The sequence below is a fragment of the Streptomyces sp. NPDC057136 genome, from assembly GCF_042670885.1.
In the GTDB taxonomy this organism is placed as follows: Bacteria; Actinomycetota; Actinomycetes; order Streptomycetales; family Streptomycetaceae; genus Streptomyces.
This window is the reverse complement of record NZ_JBHUUV010000052.1, coordinates 19809-38298: the sequence shown is the minus strand read 5'-3', so window position 1 is coordinate 38298 and position 18490 is coordinate 19809. Positions and strand designations below refer to the sequence as shown.

Genomic DNA, 18490 nt, shown 5'->3' with positions numbered 1-18490 from the left:
GCTGATGCGATTCGTTGTCACGACAATATGGCACGCAGTACCCTCTCGCAAGGTACGTAGTGCCAATTGGTGCATTCCGGTGTTACGTTCCCGGCATGACTGAAGCGCGCAGAGGACGCAGGGCGGCAGCCGGCCCGGCATCCGGCAGTTCCCCCGTGAAGGTGCCCATGCGGGAGGCGCTTGCCGAAGCGGCCTTCCAGCTCTTCCTGGAGCGTGGCTACGAGCAGACCACGGTGGACGACATCGTGGCGCGGGCGGGAGTGGGGCGCCGTTCCTTCTTCCGGTACTTCCCGTCGAAGGAGGACGCGGTCTTCCCCGATCACGAGCGGTGTCTCGCCGATATGACCGCCCTGCTGGACGGCCGTGACGGCCCCGATCCGGTCGGCGCGGTGTGTGACGCGGCCAGGCTCGTGATGCGGATGTACGCGGCGAACCCCGAGTTCTCCGTGCAGCGCTACGGGCTGACGCAAGAGGTTCCTGGCCTGCGTACCTATGAACTTTCGGTGGTGCGCCGCTACGAGGGCACGCTCGCCGGCTATCTGCGCAGGCGCTGGGCGGAGGCTCCCGACGGCGGGCTGCGGGCCGATGTCGTGGCTGCGGCGGTGGTGGCCGCGCACAACAACGCCCTGCGTTCGTGGCTGCGTTCGGGCGGAGTGGGTGATGCCGAGGCCGCCGTGGAACACGCCCTCGGGCTGGTGCGCGACGTATGGGGGAAGGCGACCGGGCAGCCCGCCGCGGACCGGGCCGGCGAAGCGGAACCGCAGAGGGGTCCGTACAGCCCTCCGGACGGGGGACTGGCCGTGGACTCGGGCGACGACGTGATCGTCATGGTGGCCTCCAGGAAGGCTCCGATGTGGCGGGTGGTGCAGAGCATCGAGGCGGCCATGGCGGCGGGCTGAGCAAGATTAGGCACTCAGTGCCTTTACGGTCCGGCACTCAGTGCCATATGGTGCTGGAGCGTCGCGCGATGGTGCGGCGCTCACCAGCCGAGTGCAGGGGGTCGAGACGTGTCCCAGCCAGGAAGCGGCACCGCTACGGCGGCGCGTGAAAGAACCGGACTCACCTATCAGCGGTGTCGCTGGTGCGGCACGGCGTCCTTCCGGCGGCTCCTGTGCCCCGTATGCCAATCGAGCGATCTGGAAACGGAGTTGAGCGAGGGCCACGGGGTCGTTGTCCGGTCGACGGTGGTGCACCGCTACACCGAGTTCGCACGCAACGAATCCCTGGTCCGGTTCCCCGAGGGCTTCATGTTCCGTTGCCGTGTCATCGGCACCGCGCCCCAACTGGTGTGGCCCGGTGCCCGGGTTCGCCCGGCGTCCGGTGCCGATCTCAGCACCGGAGAGGTCGTCCTCGAAACGGTGGAGAAGGTCGAACGCGACCCCTGGCGCTGAACTCCCGCTCGGGCGTGGAGACGTCAGTCGGCCGCCGGGTCATTCGGGAACCAGTACGATCCAGACCTGGCCGCGCGCGAACGTCATCGGCCGGCCGTCCTCGCTGGTGAACTCCGTCGACGACGCGGCGGTGTCGCGCTCCCACGTGACGTCATACGCCTTGCCGTCGCGCAGTGCGAGCGCCGATCCGGACCCCACGGTCTCGGTGAAGGGTGAGGTGTTCCCCCACCGGTCCCGGAAGCGGGAGGGGCCCAGGGTCACGTCCTGGAGGAGCACGGTGGCCGCTGCGAGCCGGTCCCCCGAAGCGGTACGGGACGGCTCGCCGTCCATGGTGACCAGCCACTTCTTCTGCTCCGGCGACCAGGTGAACGTGAACCGCGCCGATGGGTAGCTCACCGTACGTTCGTTGACGGGCGTGCCGCCCCCGGGCGCGGCCGCGAAGCGTAGTCCGATGTCCTCGGCCGCGTTGACCTGCGTCGATGCGTGCGGGATGTTGCCTGGGCGGAGGTACAGGTTGTGCGGTGCCGGCCGGTCCGGGTCCCTGAAGTAGGCGTTCGGTGCCTTCGACGGCGGCAGGGCGTCGAGCGGAGCCGCCTCGATCGACGGCAGCAGCGCCGACTGGGCGCCGGAGTACGCGAGAGTGGGCCCGTCGAATTGCCGGAGCAGTTCCAGGTCCGTTTCGCGGGCGCTCCGTACGGGACCGATCACGGGCGGGACGTCGGAGGAGTAGACGGCGAGTATGCGGCTGAGCCCCGCCTCCACCTGCTCCACATAGACGAGGTCGGCCTTCTCCAGCCCGGTCGGTGGCCGAGCGGGGGCGACGTTGTCGATCTTCACGGCGAGGACGTCGGCGTGTCCTGCGGACGTGGCCGAACTGTCCGGAGAGGGAGTTTCCCCCCCTCCGGCCTGGCAGCCGCACGCTGCGGCGATGAGGAGCGCGAGCGCGGCGAACGAGGTTGCGGCCGGTCGCTTCGTTCCGGAGGTGTGCATGGCGGCCGCCCCTTTCGAGCCGGCTCTGCACGGGGGCGCCGGCTCATGTCTGCTGCGGCGATGACTCTCCTGTTCATCATCACGCAGAAGACCGGCAGCTGGTTCCGTCGGTTCGACGGTTCCGGAAAGGCCGCGCAAACCGCGAGGGCCGTGCGGACCGCCTCGGGCCCGGGCGGGGAGCGTGCACCCCGCCCGGGCCCGGCAAGCAGGGCTGTCACGGTCCGGCCGTGCCGTCCATCTCGTTGCCGTCCTGCTCGCTCTGCGCCAGGAGCCGTTGGGCCTTCTGCTGAAGGCGCAGGCGGTGCTCGGGGTCGGATGTGCGCTCAGCGGCGTCACTCAACTCGCTGGCCTTCTGGCGCATGTGCTGGGCACGGCCCGAGGGCCCGGATATGGCGCTCATGATCACTCCTGGGTTCATGGAGAGCGGGGAGAGCGGACAGTGCCAGCGAACCAGCCTCCTGCCAGAACTGCACCCCGTGCTGTCACGTTCCGTAATCAGGTGTGTTCACGGCCACTCGTCGTCGCCCTGTGCCGGCGGAGGGCCGGTGGCCGACGCGACGCAGAACACGGCGCCGCCGGGGTCGCGGAGCGTGGCCCCGTCCTCACGGGCCGAGATCCGGCGTTCGATGACCCGGCCGCCGTGCCGGACCGCGGTCTCAAGCGCCGCCGCCACGTCCCGCACCGGGAAATGCACGTTCCAGCGCGGTCCGTACCCGGGGAGGATTTCGCTGTTCTCGGCGCCCGCCGTGATGAGGGCCGCGACACGGCCGTCGTCGCGCAGCACCACGTCGTCGTGCTCGTAACCGACTTCGCAGCAGCCGGGACGGTCCGAGGCCCAGTCGAGGATCTCGCCGTAGAAGAGCGCGGCCTCGAACGGTTTGGCGGTCGTCAGGTCCAGCCACCAGGGGCGGTGCTCCCGCCAGGCCTGCCAGTCGGCCACGAGGCGCCCCTGCCAGACCCCGAAGCGCGCGCCGTCGCGATCGGCGGCGACCGCCGCGCGGCCGATCGGGAAGTCGATCGGCCCCACCGCGACCGTGCCCATGCGCTCCCTGATCCGCGCGGCGGCCACATCTGCGTCCGGGACGGCGAAGTACGGCGTCCAGTCGTTCGCGATGTGCAGGGCCTCCGACGGCTCCCCAAGGCCGGCCGTCGGTACGCCGTCGTAGAGGGCCACACTGAACTCGTCGCCCAAGTCCGTACCGCGGAAGGTCCATCCCAGTACGGCCCCGTAGAACTTCTGCGACGAGGCCAGATCGCGCGTGGAGAGACTTGCCCAGCACGGTGCCCCGAGACCCGTAGCGTCCGTAGTGGACCTCTGCTGCGCAGTCCTCCGCCGCGGAGTCTCCTGCTGTGGATGCGAACCGATCACGGTGCGTACACCTCCAGAGCGGACCGGTGCGACCTCTGCCCGGCCCTCGTGGGCGCCCGCGTGCGGCCATGCGCCACATCCGCGGACGCCGGCCGGCGCGTGGCTGCCCGTCGCTCGCTGCGACGCCGCCGCCGTCGGGGCTCCTGCCATGGACTTGTGCGTAGACAGCCCGGCCGATGACCCCGCACGGTATCCGCGAAGCGCGGCCCGGTCCTCGCCGACCATGCTGCCCGAAGGCACGGGTGCGGGCCACTCGTGCGCCTCGTCGCCACCGCCGCATCCGGGGTGGCACAGGTGACCGTCTCCCGGCCCGGCCCGGCCCGGCCCGGCGCGTCAGCTCGTGTGCCGGTTCTCCGCGGCCTCGACCTGGTGCAGCGTGCGTCCGGTACGGGCGGAGCGGGCGTGGTACGGGTTGGGGGTGCCGGGTCTGTCGTGGACGGCCTGCTTGTCGTTCGCCTTGATCAGCAGCCATGCCACCTGGCCCGCCCCCGGCGCCTCGTCGCCCACCTGGAAACGGGTGAGGGCGAATTCGCCGTGGAGTTTGGCACCGTCGAGCCAGAAGGTCGCATGACCGCGCTCCAGGGCCTCCTCGAACGATACGGGCGTGCCCTGCTCGTCGTGGCTGAGCGGCCGGTAGGTGCCCTGGTCCCAGACGATGACCGTGCCGCCCCCTTGTTCGTCCTGCGGAATGACGCCCTCGAACTCGCGGTACTCCAGGGGATGGTCCTGTGTCGGTACGGCGAGGCGCTTGTCCCGCGGATTGTCCGAGGGGCCCCGGGGTACCGCCCAGGACTTCAGTACGCCGTCGACCTCCAGCCGGAAGTCGAAGTGCATCCGCCGCGCGTCGTGGATCTGCACCACGAACCGGGGTGCGTCACCGGTCCGCTGTACGTCATCGGTGTTCACGCCAGGTCCTCCCGCCCGCAGCTCCTTCTTCCACTGTTCTTCCACTGTGCGACCCGGGGCGGTGGACCGCGCGGCGGTGAGCCGGTGCCCCGGCGGGGCCACCGGCCGAACCCCGTATCAGTTGGTGTGCTCCGCGAGCACCGCGTCGGCCTCGGTCTGCGTCGGGTGCCACCACGTGGTGACGGGTTCCCAGACGCGGATTCCGCGCGGCGCCCCGAGGGAAGCGGCGTCGAACGTCCGCCCGTAGTGCGCGGGATGCCCGGCGACCGTCATCCGGTCCACCAGCCGCAGCTCCGTCGAAGCGGGGTCCAGCGTGCGTACGGCCGCAAACGCGGACCGGCCCGCGGCCAGCCGGTACGGCGCACTCCCGGTCGCGGGCACCGGCAGCGCCGCGCCGTCCAGGTCCCCGAATGTCACGGTGGGAATCCGGTCGACGACACACGGGCGAGGGCCCTGGTTGGTGACGCTGATCCGCACCACGTCCGCGACATCGGGCGAAGCGGTGGCGGCCACCTCGATGGCACGCTCCGCGCAGACGGCGGGGCCGGGGGCCGCGGCGGCAGGAGCGCCGGACGCGGCGATCAGGGCGAGGACGGCCGCGGAGGAAGCGGCGAGAGCAGGATGGATACGCATCGGAATCCCCGATCGTGGGCGTGGGCATCGGCGCACGCGGCGGGAGGAGCCGGACGAGATGGCCCGGGCCCGGCGTACGCCCGACCAGCATCCACCGCGGACCGACGGCCTGCCTCATATGACGCGCTTGCCCGGCAATCGGTTGTAGCGAATGCGCCACCCGGCCCGAGGCGGGCCTCAGTCGTCCCCGTGTTCCTCGTCCTGCTCATGGTTCTCGGGGGAGTCCTCCTGCGAGAAGTCCTCCTGGGCCGGCGCATCGGAGACCGGAGCGGTCGGCGTGGTCGCCCCCGTGGGATCGGTGGCCGGTGTCTCGGCGGAGCTGGGGTCCGGGGCGAACAGGATCATCCCCAGGTACACGGCAGCGATGAAGGCGGCCGTCCCCGCGATGGCGCTGGCCACGCGCGGCCGACGCCGGATGGCCTCACGGGTACTGCGCCTGCGGGCGGGCGCGGGCGCCCGTCTTCGGCCGGTGGCCTGCGGCAGCCGGTACGTGGTGGGGCCCGCGGCCCCGCCCGCCGTGTCGGGCCCGGACCGCTGCGCACCGGTGGACATCGGCGAGGTGAGCGGGCCCCGGGCCGGGGGAGGCGTCGGCGCGTGCGCCGGACCGGCGGGGGTGACGTGCGGGGGCAACGGCTCGGGGCGCCCGCGCCAGGCGTCGGTGCGGAACCAGTCGGACACCTGCTGGGCGCCGGGCCGGTCCTCGGGCTGCTTGGCGAGCAGGCTCAGCAGATACGCGTCGAACGCGGGGGAGATGTCGACGCCCCGCTGCCGCAGCGGCACGGGAGGGGTGTCCACATGCTGATAGAGCGTCGCGGTCGCCGTATCGGAACGGAACGGCGGGTGGCCGACCAGGAGTTGGTAGATCACACAGCCGAGGGAGTACATGTCCGACGCCGAGTCGGCCGTGCGGCCGAGCGCGCGCTCCGGGGCCAGATAGAGGCTCGTGCCCACGATCTGTCCGGCGGTGGTCAGTGCCGTGGCGGGATCGTCCACGAATTGGGCTATCCCGAAGTCGCCTATCTTGACGGACCCTTCGGCGTCCAGCATCAGGTTCCCGGGCTTGATGTCGCGGTGCACGACGCCCTGCCGGTGGGCGGCGGCCAGACCCGAGGCCGCCTCGCCCGCGATCCGGGCCACCTGCTCCGGATGGACCGTCTCCTGGGCCGCGAGCAGATCGCTGAGGCTCCTGCCCTCGACCAGCTCCATCACGAGATAGAACCGGTCCTCCCAGGCCCCGAAGTCGAACACCGCCACGAGGTGAGGATGGCTCAGCCGGGCGGCGGTCTGCGCCTCCAGCCGGAAGCGGGCGGCCGATGACGCGTCGTCACGGTCGCCCAGCAACAGCTTCACGGCGACGGCCCGGCCGAGGACTTCGTCCGTCGCGCGCCACACCTCGCCCATGCCGCCGCGGCCGATAGGGGATATCAACCGGTACCGACCAGCTACCAGCACCTGTGCACCAATCTCGAACTGTGGCCCGCTTCGACAGCCGCGGAGGCGACCTCATCGGGCTCATCGGGATCGGGACGAGGAGGATGAGGAGGGGGTGCGCGGCTGGGTCAGGATATCGGCCTGCGGGACCGCAGTTGGCACCGGTGACCTGCCGGCCGTCGGCCGGACGCGCTGATGGGGGCGGCAATCAGCCAATCGGCACGGTGGTCCCGGGGCCGCCCGCCCGAAGGAGCCACTCGTACGCGGCCTGAGCCGTGAATTCACGCTGCCCGCCGGCGAAGAGGAGATCCGTCGCCAGGAACGCCGGATCGTCCGCCGTCCCCGTCAGATACGGGATCGCGAGGCAGCGCATCCCCGCCGCGCGCGCCGCGGCCGCGCCGGGCGCGGCGTCCTCCAGCACCACGCAGTCGGCCGGGTCCGCTCCCAGTCGCCGTGCGGCCTCCAGGAACACATCGGGTTCCGGCTTGCCGTGCGACACCTCCTCCGCGGACACGTACAGCGAGATGTACGCGTCGAGGCCGGTGACGGCGAGCACCGCCCCGATCGCCGCCCGGGACGAACCCGAGGCCACCGTCATCGGGATGCCCGCGCCGTGCAGGCGTTCCACGAGTTTCCGCATCTCGGGGAAGACCTCGGTGGAGGAGCCGGCCAGTTCGAGATAGAGGGAGTTCTTTCCGGCCAGGAGTTCATCGACCGGTGCCTCGATCCCGTACTCGGCGCGCAGCACGGTCAGCGTCTCGCGGGTGCCGATCCCGATGAAGCGGGTGTGGTCCTCCCAGCTGAAATCCGTCACGCCGTACCGGGCGAGGAGGCGGCGGCCCGCCTCGTAGTAGTTCGGCTCGCTGTCCACGAGTGTGCCGTCGAGATCGAAGATGACGTGGGGGACCTGGGTACGCGGTGAACTCATGGCTCCCAGCATGCCGGGCGGGTGATCAGTCCGCGCCGCCGGCGGTCCGTCCCACCGCTTCGACCAGGGGCAGCACCCGGTGCGCCACCCGCTCGCGAAGCGCCACCTCCGTCCGGGTCCTGACCACCCCGGGGAGCTGGATCAGCTGCTGGATCACATCCTCCAGATGCCCGTTGTCGCGGGCGACGACCCGGGTCAGCAGATCGCCGCCGCCCGTCGTCGAGAACGCCTCGATGATCTCCGGGACGGCGGAGAGGGCCTCGCCCACCTCGTCCAGGTGCCCCTGGGTGACCTCCAGGTGTACGAAGGCGAGGACCGGGTGGCCGAGGGCGGCGGGGGAGAGTGCGGGGCCCGTACCGGTGATCACGCCGTCCCGCTCCAGGCGGTCGAGCCGGGCCTGGAGGGTGCCGCGGGCGATCCCCAGAATGCGCGCGTACTCCCGCGCGCTGGTGCGCGGCTGCTCGATCAGCAGGCGCAGGATGCGGGTGTCGAGCGTATCCACGGCCATGGTCCGTTGGGCCCTTCCTGGCTCGGTGAAACGTACATCGACTGTACCAATGGCACAGCACAGCACTCGAGTGAGCGTAAGACGGTGGGACGTCGGCTCGTGGGTGTCAGCTGTTGGAACCGGCGGGCGGCAGCGGTTCGTAGCGGGCGCGTTGCGCCTCGTAGGCGACCTCGGGATCCTCGTCCAGCTCCAGCGCGGCCAGGACACGTTTGCGCAGACCGAGGCTGTGGGCGCAGAGCAGCCGGAGGCCGGCCCGCCGCACGTGACGGGGGCGTCCCGGGGCCATCAGAGAGACCAGCCACTTCTCGGGGACGAGCAGGACGTAGGGAACGAGCGCTTTGCGGGCGGTACGTACGACAGGGGGGTGCGGGTCGTCCATAGCGGCCATCAGCTCGTCGGGGGACAGTGCGTCCGTCATGAGCAGGGCCGCGAGTGCCGCGGCGCGCACCCGGCCCTCCGGATGCGCTGCCAGCGGGCGCAGGAGAGCTGTCGCATCGGGTGCTCCGCACTCGGCCAGGCCGAACAGCGCCCCCGGCGGCAGGCCGGGGAGACCGGGGTCGGCGCACAGGGCGCGGTAGTGCGACGGGGGGTCGTCGCCCTCCAGCCGGAGGACCAGACGGGCGGCGGAACGCACCCGGGCCGACGGGTCGGCCAGGTAGGCCGCGGCTTCCCGGCCCCGGCCGGCCCTGTGCAGTGCCGTCACCGCGGAGGACCGAGTCACGGCGGAGGAGGCATTCAGCAGGGGATTCAGGAGCTGCTCCGGGGCGTCGGCGGTGACCTGGGCCAGCAGCGCGTCGGTGCACAGGTGCCGGACGGCCCGGTCCGCGGCGTTGAGGGCGAGCTCCGTCAGCTCATCGGGCGTGAGCAGCTCCTGCTCCAGTGACAGTCGTGCCCCCAGTATTCGGACCCGCGGCAGCGGACTGGCGTGGAAGGGTGCCGTCAGGCCGCTCGGCAGAGGCCCGGCGGCGGCCATGACGCGTTCCAGTGCCCAGCCGCCATGCGGGCGCAGGCTCAGACGCAGGACCAGGGGCACCATCTGCGACGCCAACGCCCCGGACGCGTCCAGGGCCTTACCTGCCAGGCGGCGGGCCCGCTCCCGTACCTGTGGATGACTGTCGGCGCAGCGGATGAGGAGCAGAGGCAGGAGGGCCGGCCGCCCGACGGCGAAGGCCAGTGCGGCTTCACGTGCCTGCCACCGGTCGTGGCAGAGGACGATCGCGTTCTCCGGCTCGGAGGGCGGGAACCGTGACCAGGTGACGTCGCGGGTTTCCTCGTCCCAGCGCGGGGCGGTCGCCCAGTCGACGGACCCGGACCCGTGGGCGCGGCGGTCGCGGAGCATGGCCCCGAGGGGCTGGACCCCGCTGCGTCGTGCGGTCGCCGACCGTATCCGCCGGTCGAGATCGACCCACGCCTCCGGGTCAGCGGTGTCCAGGGCTGCTGACAGCGGCTTGCCCAGCAGGAGGCGGTCGTGCGGAGGCAGACGCAGCGTGGGCGACAGGGGGATCATTTTCCGCATGCTCATAGCCTAGGAGAATCGCTTATGGCCAGTAGGTCGGCCGGAGATCTCACCGATCTGCCGGGCCGGGGGACAGAAGCGCGGGCCAGTCCTGGCCGGCGGCCCAGTCGGCAAAGTTGTGCCAGCCGACTTCGGGGTAGTCGCGTCGCAGCCCGGCGACGTCGACATCGAGGCCGACGGTGGTGAAGTACTCGAACATGGCCGCCAAGTCGGCGGATCGCATACGGACATGAGCCAGCGGGACCTCTTGATGGGCGATCGGCCGCTCAGTGCGTGTCGCGAGGATCTCGGCTATCCGGCCGGGGGAGCACTCGTCGGAGGCGATGTCTATGCGGCGGCCGGCGAAGTCGTCGCGGCGCTGGAGCACCAGCGCCGCGAAAGCGCCGATGTCGGCGGCAGGGATGAGCGTGAGCGGCCGGTCGGCGGGCATGGGCCAGGCGAACGTGTTGTCGCGCAGCCCGTCGAGGGTCCAGCCGCCGGCGTAGTTGTCCATGAACGCCGCCGGAGCAATGACGGTCCAGGGCACGTCGGTTGTGTGGAGGTACTGCTCGACCAGGTACTTGCTCTCGTAGTGCGGGACCGCGGTGCCGCGGTCCGCGTGGGCGGCGGAGGTGAAGACGATGTGCCGGAGGTCTGCGGCTGCCGCGGCGTCGACGAGAGCCTTGCCCTGCCGGGTTTCGGTGGTGGTGTCGGTGCCGAACGGGGTGGTGACCGCGAAGAGGGAGTCCGTCCCGGAGAGTGCGGCGCCGAGCGAGGCACGGTCGTCGAAGTCGGCGTGGCGCACGTCGGCTCCCAGGCCGCGCAGGGCTTCGGCAGCGGTCGAGGACGGGTGCCGGGTGAGCGCGCGCACATGGTGGCCTGCGGCCAGCAGGGCGCGGGCGGTGGCCCCGCCCTGGGCGCCGGTGGCTCCGGTTACGGCGACGGTGAGCATGGGTTCTCCCAGTAGCTAGTATTGATGCGTGACGCATTAACTGCGTCACGCATCAAACCGTACGAGATTTTGCTGCGCCGCGCAGCGATTTGGAGTGTGATCCAGGTGACAGAGCCACGCCGGGCCCGGCTGTACGAGGAGTTGTCGAAGGAATCGCGCCGCTACCTGGCGGCGTATGTGCTGTTCAATCAGGCCGTTGCCGATCACCTCGGGCTGCACCCGACCGACGTGCAGTTCCTGAGCCTGCTGACGGCCGAACCCGGACCGCGCACGGTGAAGCAGATCGCCGACATGACCGGCCTGACCACAGGCTCGGCCACGCGGCTCGTCGACCGGCTGGAGCGGGAGGGCTACGTTGCCCGCGCACCCGATCAGCAGGATCGCCGCCGGGTACTGGTCACCCCGGTGGCTGACCGAGTCGCCCGTGTCACCGCCGTGTGGGACGACCTCGGCCAGGCGTGGCAGTCGCTTTTCGACGACCACACCGACGAGGAACTCGAGGTGATCACCCGGCACATGCGACGGGCGCACGACCTCAGCCACAGTCAGATGCAGCACCTGCGAGCCCTGCCGAAGCCGGACTGAGCGCCTCGGTGAAAGCTCACCGGCGGCCGGCTCGACCACCCCTGGGCTGCCTTGGCCGCTGTCGGCCGACCCCCGTCGTGCGTAGCTCGGCCACGGGGAGGGCCTGGCCGTTGGCCTACCACTTGTCATGATCAAGGCTGACATGGTGTACCAATGGCACAGCTGATGGTTCGGCTGTTGAGCCAGTTGGCCAAAGGTGGTTACCTTTGTCGTATCCATGTACTCAAGGCGCCGCGCAGCGCCGGTCGGCGACGAAGCCGGAATCCGGTCCGCGGTGCCTTCGTTGTTCCTGTTCGCCGCCCATCACCCCGGACGGCCACAGGGGGGCGCGCACCACTGCAAGGGGGGCGGCACACCGCCGTGAAGAGGATGTTCGTGGCTCCGGACCCGGGGCGCCTGAGGCTGAAGAACTCAGTCCGTGCCGTCATCGGTATCGCCCTGGCTGTCGCCGCCGCCGAGCTGTGCGGGTTCTCGCTGGTCGCGTCGATCACCGCGGGGCTTGCGGCATTGCTCGCCCTTTTCACCGTCGCCGATGCGACCGTCCGCGCCCAGCGGATCACCACCGCTCTGCTCCCCGCCGCGGGATTCCCGGTGCTGGCGCTCGCCACCACCTTGCATGGTGTCACCGTGGCCCGCGACGTCGCGTTCCTGGCAGTCGTCTTCTGCGGGGTCTACGCGCGCCGTTGGGGTCCACGCGGCCACGCCCTCGGAATCTTCGCGTTCATGAGCTTCTTCGTGACGCAGTTCCTGCACGCCGTCCCTGCCCAGCTGCCCGAGTTGTACGCCGCTGTAAGTCTTGCTCTCCTCGCGGCCGGTGCTGTGCGCTTCCTGATCTGGCCTATTGAGAGGCGTATTCCACCCGTCGCGGCTCCGCCGGGCCTGCCTGGAACGGGCCTGGCGCGGCCAACCACCCGGCAGGCTTTCCAGGCCACTGCTGCCTGCCTCGTCGCGCTGTCCATCGGGCAGGCGCTCTCCGAAGACCGCTGGTACTGGGCCGTCGGCACCGTCTGGTGGATTTTCGTCAACACGTCTTCCCGCGGCGAGACCCTGGTCCGCGGATTCCGCCGTGTTCTTGGCACCGTGATCGGTATCGCCGTTGTTCTGGTGGTCGGCATCCCGCTGCACGGTGCGCCCGTGCCAACAGCAGCCCTGGTTGCCGTCGCTGTCTTCGGCATCTTCTATACCGCCGCAGTCTCGTATTCCTGGATGATGCTGGCGGTGACGATCATGGCCGGCCTGCTTTACGGTCTGCTGGGAGTGCTTGACCCGAGCCTGCTCGTTCTTCGTCTCGCAGAGACAGGCGTGGGCGCGCTGTGTGCCGCGCTGGCCGTGCTTCTCGTGCTGCCGGTCACGACACACGCCACGAACGACGCTTGGATCCAGCGGGTTCTGCATTGCGTGCACGCGGCCACCGCCGAGGCGGCTGCCCGCCTTGCCGGCGATCCCGAGGCCGATCCGGCTCCGCAGGCCGCTGAGCTCGAGTCGCTGCTCGGCCGGGTTCGGATGTCGCTTGCTCCTCTGGTGCACCCGTTGAGCCCGTTCCGTGCTCGCAAGGCCCGTGCCCGTCACGTCATCGAGCTGCTTGACGACTGCGCTCGCGAAGTGCGGGGCTTGATGTCCATCGCCGCCGATCCGGCCGCGTCACATGACGCCCGTCTGGCGGCTGCCTGCTGGCGCGTCGAAGCCGCCGTGGAAGCCCTCACCACCCCGAACGGCACGCCGGAGCCCGCGGTCTTCGCACCACACCCCGCCGGAGCGGAACGCGCACTGGCGCACCTTCACGATCTGGAGCGGGCGCTCGCGGAACTCGCCGCTCCGCTGGGCAGCTCCCCACGAGCTCCCCTGGTGCGCTCGTAGCGGCAGGCTGATCTTCAAGATCTGATTGGTCTGGACCAGAACATGCTGCCTGCTACCGTCGGCCCGAAGATCGGGTCAGACGGTGAAGAGAGGTAGTGCGATGAGCGGGAACAGCGCCGGCCGGGCATTCATTGGGTCGTTCACCTCGGCGGGCGGGCAGGGGATCACCACCGTCGCCGTGAACCGGGAGAGCGGGGCGCTGACCGTGCTCGGTTCCACCGATGCCGTCCCCGACCCGTCGTACCTGGTGAGCGGCCTCGGGCCGGGCGGAACGGTCCTCTACGCGGTCAGTGAGACCTCGGAGGGGGCGGCGGCCGCCTTCGACGTCTCAGGTGACGTACCGCGCCTCCTGGGCGCCCCGCAGTCCGTGCGCGGGGAGGGCCCCGCGCACCTGACGCTCGCCGCCGGCCACGTCGTCACGGCGAACTACGACTCCGGCAGCGTCACGGTGCTGCCCGTGCTGGCCGACGGCTCGCTCGGGGCCGCCGAATCGGTCCTCCAGCACGAAGGCAGCGGGCCGGACGCCTCCCGCCAGTCCGCCCCGCACGCCCACGAGGTGCTGGCCGACCCCTCGGGGCAGTGGCTGCTGAGCGTGGACCTCGGCACCGACTCCGTACGGGTCTGCGTCGTCGACCCGGCCACGGGTGAACTGCGCCTGCACGGCGAGACGAAGCTGAGTCCGGGCACCGGACCGCGCCATCTGGCCTTCCACCCCGCGGGCCACTTCGCCTACGTCGTCGGCGAACTCGAACCGACCCTCACCGTGTGCGCCTGGGACGCGGCCACCGGCGTCCTCGAACCGGTCGCTGTCACCGCCGTACTGCCCGACAGCGTGATCGTCGATGCCGAGGTGCGTACGTACCCGTCCACGGTGGTCGTCTCGCACCACGGACGGTTCCTGTGGGTCGCGAACCGGGGGCACGACAGCATCGCGGTCCTCACCCTGGACGAGACCGGCGAGAAGGCGGCCCTCGCCGCGACCGTCGGCTGCGGGGGGCTCTGGCCGCGTGACCTGGCCCTCGACCCGACGGGGCAGTGGCTGTACGCCGCCAATGAGCGCTCCGGGAACGTCAGCTGGTTCGCCGTGGACGCCGCGACGGGTATGCCTCGCCCCGCAGGCTCGCTGGACGTTCCTGCGCCCTCCTGCGTGGCCTTCGTCTGACGTCTGCGAAAGCGACCCGGCGGCGCGTATGACGGCCGCGCGCATGGAAACGGCCGGTGCGGTACGGACCTGGGATTCCAGGTTCGTACCGCACCGGCCGACGTGCGGTGTGTCAGTGGTTGATCAGTGCGCCTGCGCGCCCTGTGTCCCCTGCGGCGTCGCGGGGGTGATGCCGAGCGCCGTCGCGTACAGCGACAGCACCAGCTTGCCGATGGCCGGGTACGCGCCGAGCGGCTCGGCCGTCGCGCAGCCCGCCTCCTTCGCGGCGGCGTCCAGCAGGCTCGGGTCGATCTCCGGGCCCACCAGGTACGGCGCGAGCGCCAGCTGGGCCGAACCGGAGTTCTGCAGCTGCTCCGCGATCGAGGCGACCGAACCCTCCACGTCGAGGGCGGCGGCCATCACCGGCACGGCGAGCCGCGCGGCCAGCAGCATGCCGGTGATCCCGGCGGCCTGCACGGCCTCGTCGCCACCCACGGTGGCCAGCACAATGCCGTCCGCGGCGGTCGCCACGGTGAACAGCCTGGCGCGGTCGGCGCGCGCCAGCCCGGCCTCCGAGAGGCGCACGTGCAGCGCCTCGGCGAGCAGCGGGTGCGGGCCGAGTACGTCGGTCAGCTCGACCTGGGTACCGCTGTCCATCACAGCCTGCCGTATCCGCCGCATGAGGGCGTTGTCCGGCCCCGCGAGGAGCGGCACCACGACGGCGGACGGGCCTTCGGGTGCGGCGACCTCACGGCCGGCGGCCATGGCCTGCTCGTAGCGCGCCACACGCTCGGCGGCGGCGTGGGCGAGTACAGAGGCAAGAGTGGGGTACTCGGCCTCGTCTCCGTCGAGATATCCGATCCGGGCATTCAGGCCGGGGAGCTCGGAACGGGCGATGCTGATCACCTCTTCGGCCAGGCTGCGCGTGGCCGAAGAAGGGGTACCGGGAACGGCAAGAACGAGCGCGGCAGCGCCCTCGGGTGCGACCACGGGCTCCGGGCGGCGGTGCCGTCCGGACTGGCGAGGTCGCGGCATTCGTACAGGCAGGCCGGAAGCGGGCCCAGTGGGGGTGCTCATGGCGCCGCATGCTACTGGTTTTGGGTGCTCCTCTGTTCGGGGAGGGCCCAGTCAGGCGTTATCTGTCCGCTAATGTCCGGCGAGTCGCATAGCGGTCAACTGTCCCGCTCTGTCGGGCGGAATGGCTTCCCGAATGACTGCTCGTATCCCTAATCGGCACCCGGTCCGCGCCCCTGTCCGGACCCGGCCGGGACCTCCGGTGCCGTGGAGGGTGCGGTGGGCGGTGCCCGGTCCGGTACGAACAGCAAGGTCGGATGGAGCGGCAGTCGAAGACCGGAGGCGGCAAGCGCCCGGGCGATGCGGAGGGAGCCGGTGAGCGGATCGCCCGCGGCGGGCACCACCACCGCCTGCGGCACCTGCCGCGACAGCTCTTCGCGCAGGGGTACGAGGAGGGGGTCACCCATCCGGAACAGGCCACCGGTCAGGGCCACTTCGCGCTGCGCGGCACCGTCGGGCCCGGCCTCCGGACACACCGCAGCGGCCGTCTCGGCGATATGGGCCGCGGCCTCCCGCAGGATGCCCGCGGCGATCGGATCGTCACCGGCGCACGCCGCGACCTCCGGGGCGAATGACGCGAGCAGAGCCGGCCGGTCCGTCCGCGGATAGAGCAGGCCCGGCAGTTCCGTTGCCGGACCGAAGACCGCGATCAGCCGGGCGAGCAGTGCGGCGGACCCGCCGCGCCGTCCGTCGTGGGCGCGCATCGCCGCATCGAGTCCGGCCTGCCCGATCCAGGCCCCGCCGCCACAGTCACCCAGAAGATGACCCCAGCCGTCCGCTCTGCGCCAGCCGGAAAGGTCCGTGCCGAGCGCGATCATGCCCGTGCCGCCCGCGACCACGGCGCCCGGCCGCTGGCCGAGCGCGCCCGCGTACGCGGTCACCGCGTCGGCGGCCAGCGCCAGTCGCTGTACGCCCAGTTCGGCCGCGAGTGCGCCGGGCAGTTCCGCGCGCAACCGCTCACCGAGCGTCGCCATCCCGGCGGCCCCGATCGCGATAGCGGCGATGCCGGCGGGGGAGCCGATGAGGGAGCCGACGGGGGAGGCCGCGCCGCCCTCGTGCCGTTCTGCGGCCGCGTCGAGCAGCTGTCGGACGGCGGGCAGGAGTTGCGCCAGCAGATGGTCCGCGTCGATACCGCCGGGACCTGTCCGCACCGGTTCGGAACAGACCGCAGTCGACACGGGCTGCTCCTTGTCGACCACCCCGAGCGCCACCCGCAACCCCGATCCGCCGGAGTCCACGCCGATGACGAACCGGTCCGGCGGAGCCGTCACGGCAGCCGCCAGTCGACCGGCTGCGCCCCCTGGCGCTCCAGCAGCTCATTGGTCCGGCTGAACGGCCGTGAGCCGAAGAAGCCCCGGTCCGCCGACATGGGGGAGGGGTGCGAGGACTCGATCGCCGGGTAGTTGCCCAGCAGGGGGCGCAGATTGCGGGCGTCGCGCCCCCACAGGACCGACACCAGGGGCGTGCCCCGGGCCACCAGCGCGCGGATGGCCTGCTCGGTGACCTCTTCCCAGCCCTTGCCGCGATGGGCCGCGGGCCGCCGGGGCGCGGTGGTCAGCGCCCTGTTGAGCAGCAGCACCCCCTGCCGCGTCCACGGGGTCAGATCGCCGTTGGACGGCCGGGGGAGCCCCAGATCCGCGTGCAGTTCCCGGAAGATGTTCTCCAGGCTGCCCGGCAGCGGACTGACATCCGGTGCCACGGCGAAACTGAGACCGATCGCGTGCCCCGGAGTGGGATACGGGTCCTGACCGACGATCAGGACCCGCACCTCGTCGAACGGCTGCTGGAACGCCCGCAGGACATGGGGTCCGGCGGGCAGGTAGGTGCGCCCCGCGGCGATCTCGGTACGCAGGAAGTCGCCCATCGCGGCGACGCGTTCGGCCACGGGCTCGAGGGCTTGTGCCCACCCCGGCTCGACGATTTCTTTCAATGGTCGTGCTGCCACGGGCCGCACTCTACTGGTGATACGACCACGCTGATCAACTGACCTGTGAGGGCGCCATCATCCGCCACAGCGCCCACCATCACCGCTGCCCCGCCCCGCCGGCACCGGCCGGTCAGCCGATCACCGCCGCCCGTACGCACAGCACGTCCGGCAGATGCGAGAGGAGCTGTTGCCAGGTGTCACCGTCGTCGGCGCTCGCGAACACCTCGCCGTTGCGATTGCCGAAGTAGACACCCGCGGGGTCGGCGTCGTCCGTACAGAGCGCGTCGCGCAGGACCGTGCCGTAGTGCGCGCCCTGCGGAAGGCCCGTGGACAGCGGCTCCCAGGTCCGGCCCGCGTCGCTCGTACGGAACACCCGGCAGCGGCGCTCGGCCGGGACACGGTCGGCGTCGGCGTTGATCGGGAAGATGTAGGCCGTCTCCCCGCGGTGCGGATGCGCGGCGGCGGCGAATCCGAAGTCGGAGGGCAGACCCGCCCCGATGTCCGTCCACGAGTCCCCGGAGTCGTCGCTGCGGAACACCCCCCAGTGGTTCTGGAGATAGAGCCGGTCCGGATCGGCCGCGTCCCGCGTCACTTTGTGGACGCACTGGCCGAACTCCGGGTTCGGGTCCGGCAGGAAGACCGCCGACACGCCCTTGTTCGACGGAGCCCAGCTCGCGCCGCCGTCCTTCGTCCGGAACACACCCGCCGTGGAGACCGCCACAGTGACCGCCTGGGCGTCCCTCGGGTCGGTCAGGATGGTGTGCAGACCCTCGCCGCCCCCACCGGGCACCCACTCCGAGCGGGTCGGGTGCTCCCACAGCGGACGGACCAGCTCGAAGGACTCGCCGCCGTCCTCCGAGCGGAACAGGGCCGCCGGTTCGGTGCCCGCGTACACCACGTCCGGCGCCTCGGGGCCGGCCGGATGGAGCTGCCAGACCCTCTCCAGCGATGCCTCGGTGAACTGCGGGAACTTCACCGCCGGTTGCTTCGGCTCGACCCAGGTCACCCCCAGGTCGTCGGAGTGGAAGACCGACGGACCCCAGTGCGCGCTGTCGCCGCCGACGAGCAGCCGGGGATTCTCCCGGCGGGTGTCGATGGCGATCGAGTAGATCGCCTGGGCGTTGAAGTGCGGGCCGTCGAACTCCCACGTACCGCCGCGCCTGCGGCCGATGAAGAGTCCTTTGCGGGTACCTACGGTGAGCAGAACGTCGGTCATGACAGAGACCTCCCGAAACGCCGTTGAGTCGGATACCGGCCAGTCTGCACCCGGCCACTGACAGTGGCGCGTAGAGAAGTCGTTCAC

19 protein-coding genes are annotated in these 18490 nt (G+C 71.2%); 5 read left to right on the top strand and 14 right to left on the bottom strand.

The annotated features are described in order from the left end of the window. The first annotated feature begins 95 nt into the window (after positions 1 to 95). Both ACFT7S_RS35475 and ACFT7S_RS35470 read left to right on the top strand, forming a co-directional pair. Positions 96 to 899: a TetR family transcriptional regulator gene (locus ACFT7S_RS35475; protein WP_382739574.1), complete on the top strand. Its 804-nt coding sequence runs from the start codon at positions 96 to 98 to the stop codon at positions 897 to 899. 108 nt (positions 900 to 1007) lie between these two features. Next, complete coding sequence (locus tag ACFT7S_RS35470) at positions 1008 to 1391, top strand: Zn-ribbon domain-containing OB-fold protein (RefSeq protein ID WP_382739571.1); 384 nt, start codon at positions 1008 to 1010, stop codon at positions 1389 to 1391. Between the two features lie 39 nt (positions 1392 to 1430). Here the strand turns inward: ACFT7S_RS35470 and ACFT7S_RS35465 are convergent, their stop codons facing one another. From ACFT7S_RS35465 to ACFT7S_RS35420, 10 genes are all read right to left on the bottom strand, one after another. Then, positions 1431 to 2381 (bottom strand): DUF3048 domain-containing protein, encoded by a 951-nt coding sequence (locus tag ACFT7S_RS35465; RefSeq protein ID WP_382739568.1) that lies wholly within the window; start codon positions 2379 to 2381, stop codon positions 1431 to 1433. 214 nt (positions 2382 to 2595) lie between these two features. Next, a complete protein-coding gene (locus tag ACFT7S_RS35460) occupies positions 2596 to 2781 on the bottom strand; it encodes a DUF6381 family protein (protein WP_382739565.1) in 186 nt (61 codons plus the stop codon). Between the two features lie 105 nt (positions 2782 to 2886). Continuing rightward, positions 2887 to 3750 carry a VOC family protein gene (locus ACFT7S_RS35455; RefSeq protein WP_382739562.1) on the bottom strand — a complete coding sequence of 288 codons (864 nt, stop codon included), beginning with the start codon at positions 3748 to 3750 and terminating at the stop codon, positions 2887 to 2889. Positions 3751 to 4083: 333 nt separating this feature from the next. Beyond that, positions 4084 to 4656, bottom strand: a complete 573-nt coding sequence (locus tag ACFT7S_RS35450) for a DNA polymerase ligase N-terminal domain-containing protein (protein WP_382739559.1) — start codon at positions 4654 to 4656, stop codon at positions 4084 to 4086. A gap of 117 nt (positions 4657 to 4773) precedes the next feature. Further along, positions 4774 to 5289: a DUF4232 domain-containing protein gene (locus ACFT7S_RS35445; protein ID WP_382739556.1), complete on the bottom strand. Its 516-nt coding sequence runs from the start codon at positions 5287 to 5289 to the stop codon at positions 4774 to 4776. A 177-nt stretch (positions 5290 to 5466) separates the two neighbouring features. After that, entirely contained in the window at positions 5467 to 6690 is a 1224-nt protein-coding gene (locus ACFT7S_RS35440; RefSeq protein WP_382739588.1) for a serine/threonine-protein kinase, read from the bottom strand. A 238-nt stretch (positions 6691 to 6928) separates the two neighbouring features. Continuing rightward, on the bottom strand, positions 6929 to 7648 hold the full coding sequence (locus ACFT7S_RS35435; RefSeq protein ID WP_382739553.1) for an HAD family hydrolase: 720 nt from the start codon (positions 7646 to 7648) through the stop codon (positions 6929 to 6931). Between the two features lie 25 nt (positions 7649 to 7673). Further along, the gene (locus tag ACFT7S_RS35430) at positions 7674 to 8156 is read right to left on the bottom strand and encodes an Lrp/AsnC family transcriptional regulator (protein WP_382739550.1); all 483 of its coding nucleotides are present in this window, start codon (positions 8154 to 8156) and stop codon (positions 7674 to 7676) included. 106 nt (positions 8157 to 8262) lie between these two features. Then, on the bottom strand, positions 8263 to 9672 hold the full coding sequence (locus tag ACFT7S_RS35425; protein WP_382739548.1) for a HEAT repeat domain-containing protein: 1410 nt from the start codon (positions 9670 to 9672) through the stop codon (positions 8263 to 8265). A 49-nt stretch (positions 9673 to 9721) separates the two neighbouring features. Then, complete coding sequence (locus tag ACFT7S_RS35420) at positions 9722 to 10603, bottom strand: NmrA/HSCARG family protein (RefSeq protein ID WP_382739545.1); 882 nt, start codon at positions 10601 to 10603, stop codon at positions 9722 to 9724. Positions 10604 to 10699: 96 nt separating this feature from the next. On the opposite strand from ACFT7S_RS35420, the gene ACFT7S_RS35415 reads away from it, so the two are divergent. The 3 genes from ACFT7S_RS35415 to ACFT7S_RS35405 all read left to right on the top strand — a co-directional run bounded on the left by ACFT7S_RS35415 (position 10700) and on the right by ACFT7S_RS35405 (position 14207). Then, positions 10700 to 11188, top strand: a complete 489-nt coding sequence (locus ACFT7S_RS35415; RefSeq protein WP_382739585.1) for a MarR family winged helix-turn-helix transcriptional regulator — start codon at positions 10700 to 10702, stop codon at positions 11186 to 11188. A 369-nt stretch (positions 11189 to 11557) separates the two neighbouring features. Further along, positions 11558 to 13045, top strand: coding sequence for an FUSC family protein (locus tag ACFT7S_RS35410; protein ID WP_382739583.1), 1488 nt, complete (start codon positions 11558 to 11560; stop codon positions 13043 to 13045). Positions 13046 to 13145: 100 nt separating this feature from the next. Further along, a complete protein-coding gene (locus ACFT7S_RS35405) occupies positions 13146 to 14207 on the top strand; it encodes a lactonase family protein (protein ID WP_382739542.1) in 1062 nt (353 codons plus the stop codon). Between the two features lie 123 nt (positions 14208 to 14330). Here ACFT7S_RS35405 and ACFT7S_RS35400 read toward each other — a convergent pair whose 3' ends face one another. From ACFT7S_RS35400 to ACFT7S_RS35385, 4 genes are all read right to left on the bottom strand, one after another. Next, on the bottom strand, positions 14331 to 15263 hold the full coding sequence (locus ACFT7S_RS35400) for a sirohydrochlorin chelatase (RefSeq protein ID WP_382739539.1): 933 nt from the start codon (positions 15261 to 15263) through the stop codon (positions 14331 to 14333). Between the two features lie 149 nt (positions 15264 to 15412). Continuing rightward, positions 15413 to 16531: an N-acetylglucosamine kinase gene (locus ACFT7S_RS35395; protein WP_382739536.1), complete on the bottom strand. Its 1119-nt coding sequence runs from the start codon at positions 16529 to 16531 to the stop codon at positions 15413 to 15415. Continuing rightward, entirely contained in the window at positions 16528 to 17205 is a 678-nt protein-coding gene (locus ACFT7S_RS35390) for a uracil-DNA glycosylase (RefSeq protein WP_382739533.1), read from the bottom strand. The genes ACFT7S_RS35395 and ACFT7S_RS35390 overlap by 4 nt, the downstream gene beginning before the upstream one ends. A 112-nt stretch (positions 17206 to 17317) precedes the next feature. Beyond that, complete coding sequence (locus tag ACFT7S_RS35385; protein ID WP_382739531.1) at positions 17318 to 18403, bottom strand: WD40/YVTN/BNR-like repeat-containing protein; 1086 nt, start codon at positions 18401 to 18403, stop codon at positions 17318 to 17320. Positions 18404 to 18490: the final 87 nt, after the last annotated feature.

Coding starts and splice junctions, on each gene's coding strand:
- ACFT7S_RS35410 (WP_382739583.1), top strand. CDS start 11,558: ATGTTCGTGGCTCCGGACCCGGGGCGCCTGAGGCTGAAGAACTCAGTC.
- ACFT7S_RS35420 (WP_382739545.1), bottom strand. CDS start 10,603: ATGCTCACCGTCGCCGTAACCGGAGCCACCGGCGCCCAGGGCGGGGCC.
- ACFT7S_RS35405 (WP_382739542.1), top strand. CDS start 13,146: ATGAGCGGGAACAGCGCCGGCCGGGCATTCATTGGGTCGTTCACCTCG.
- ACFT7S_RS35435 (WP_382739553.1), bottom strand. CDS start 7,648: ATGAGTTCACCGCGTACCCAGGTCCCCCACGTCATCTTCGATCTCGAC.
- ACFT7S_RS35440 (WP_382739588.1), bottom strand. CDS start 6,690: ATGGGCGAGGTGTGGCGCGCGACGGACGAAGTCCTCGGCCGGGCCGTC.
- ACFT7S_RS35385 (WP_382739531.1), bottom strand. CDS start 18,403: ATGACCGACGTTCTGCTCACCGTAGGTACCCGCAAAGGACTCTTCATC.
- ACFT7S_RS35465 (WP_382739568.1), bottom strand. CDS start 2,381: ATGCACACCTCCGGAACGAAGCGACCGGCCGCAACCTCGTTCGCCGCG.
- ACFT7S_RS35445 (WP_382739556.1), bottom strand. CDS start 5,289: ATGCGTATCCATCCTGCTCTCGCCGCTTCCTCCGCGGCCGTCCTCGCC.
- ACFT7S_RS35475 (WP_382739574.1), top strand. CDS start 96: ATGACTGAAGCGCGCAGAGGACGCAGGGCGGCAGCCGGCCCGGCATCC.
- ACFT7S_RS35400 (WP_382739539.1), bottom strand. CDS start 15,263: ATGAGCACCCCCACTGGGCCCGCTTCCGGCCTGCCTGTACGAATGCCG.
- ACFT7S_RS35460 (WP_382739565.1), bottom strand. CDS start 2,781: ATGAGCGCCATATCCGGGCCCTCGGGCCGTGCCCAGCACATGCGCCAG.
- ACFT7S_RS35430 (WP_382739550.1), bottom strand. CDS start 8,156: ATGGCCGTGGATACGCTCGACACCCGCATCCTGCGCCTGCTGATCGAG.
- ACFT7S_RS35425 (WP_382739548.1), bottom strand. CDS start 9,672: ATGCGGAAAATGATCCCCCTGTCGCCCACGCTGCGTCTGCCTCCGCAC.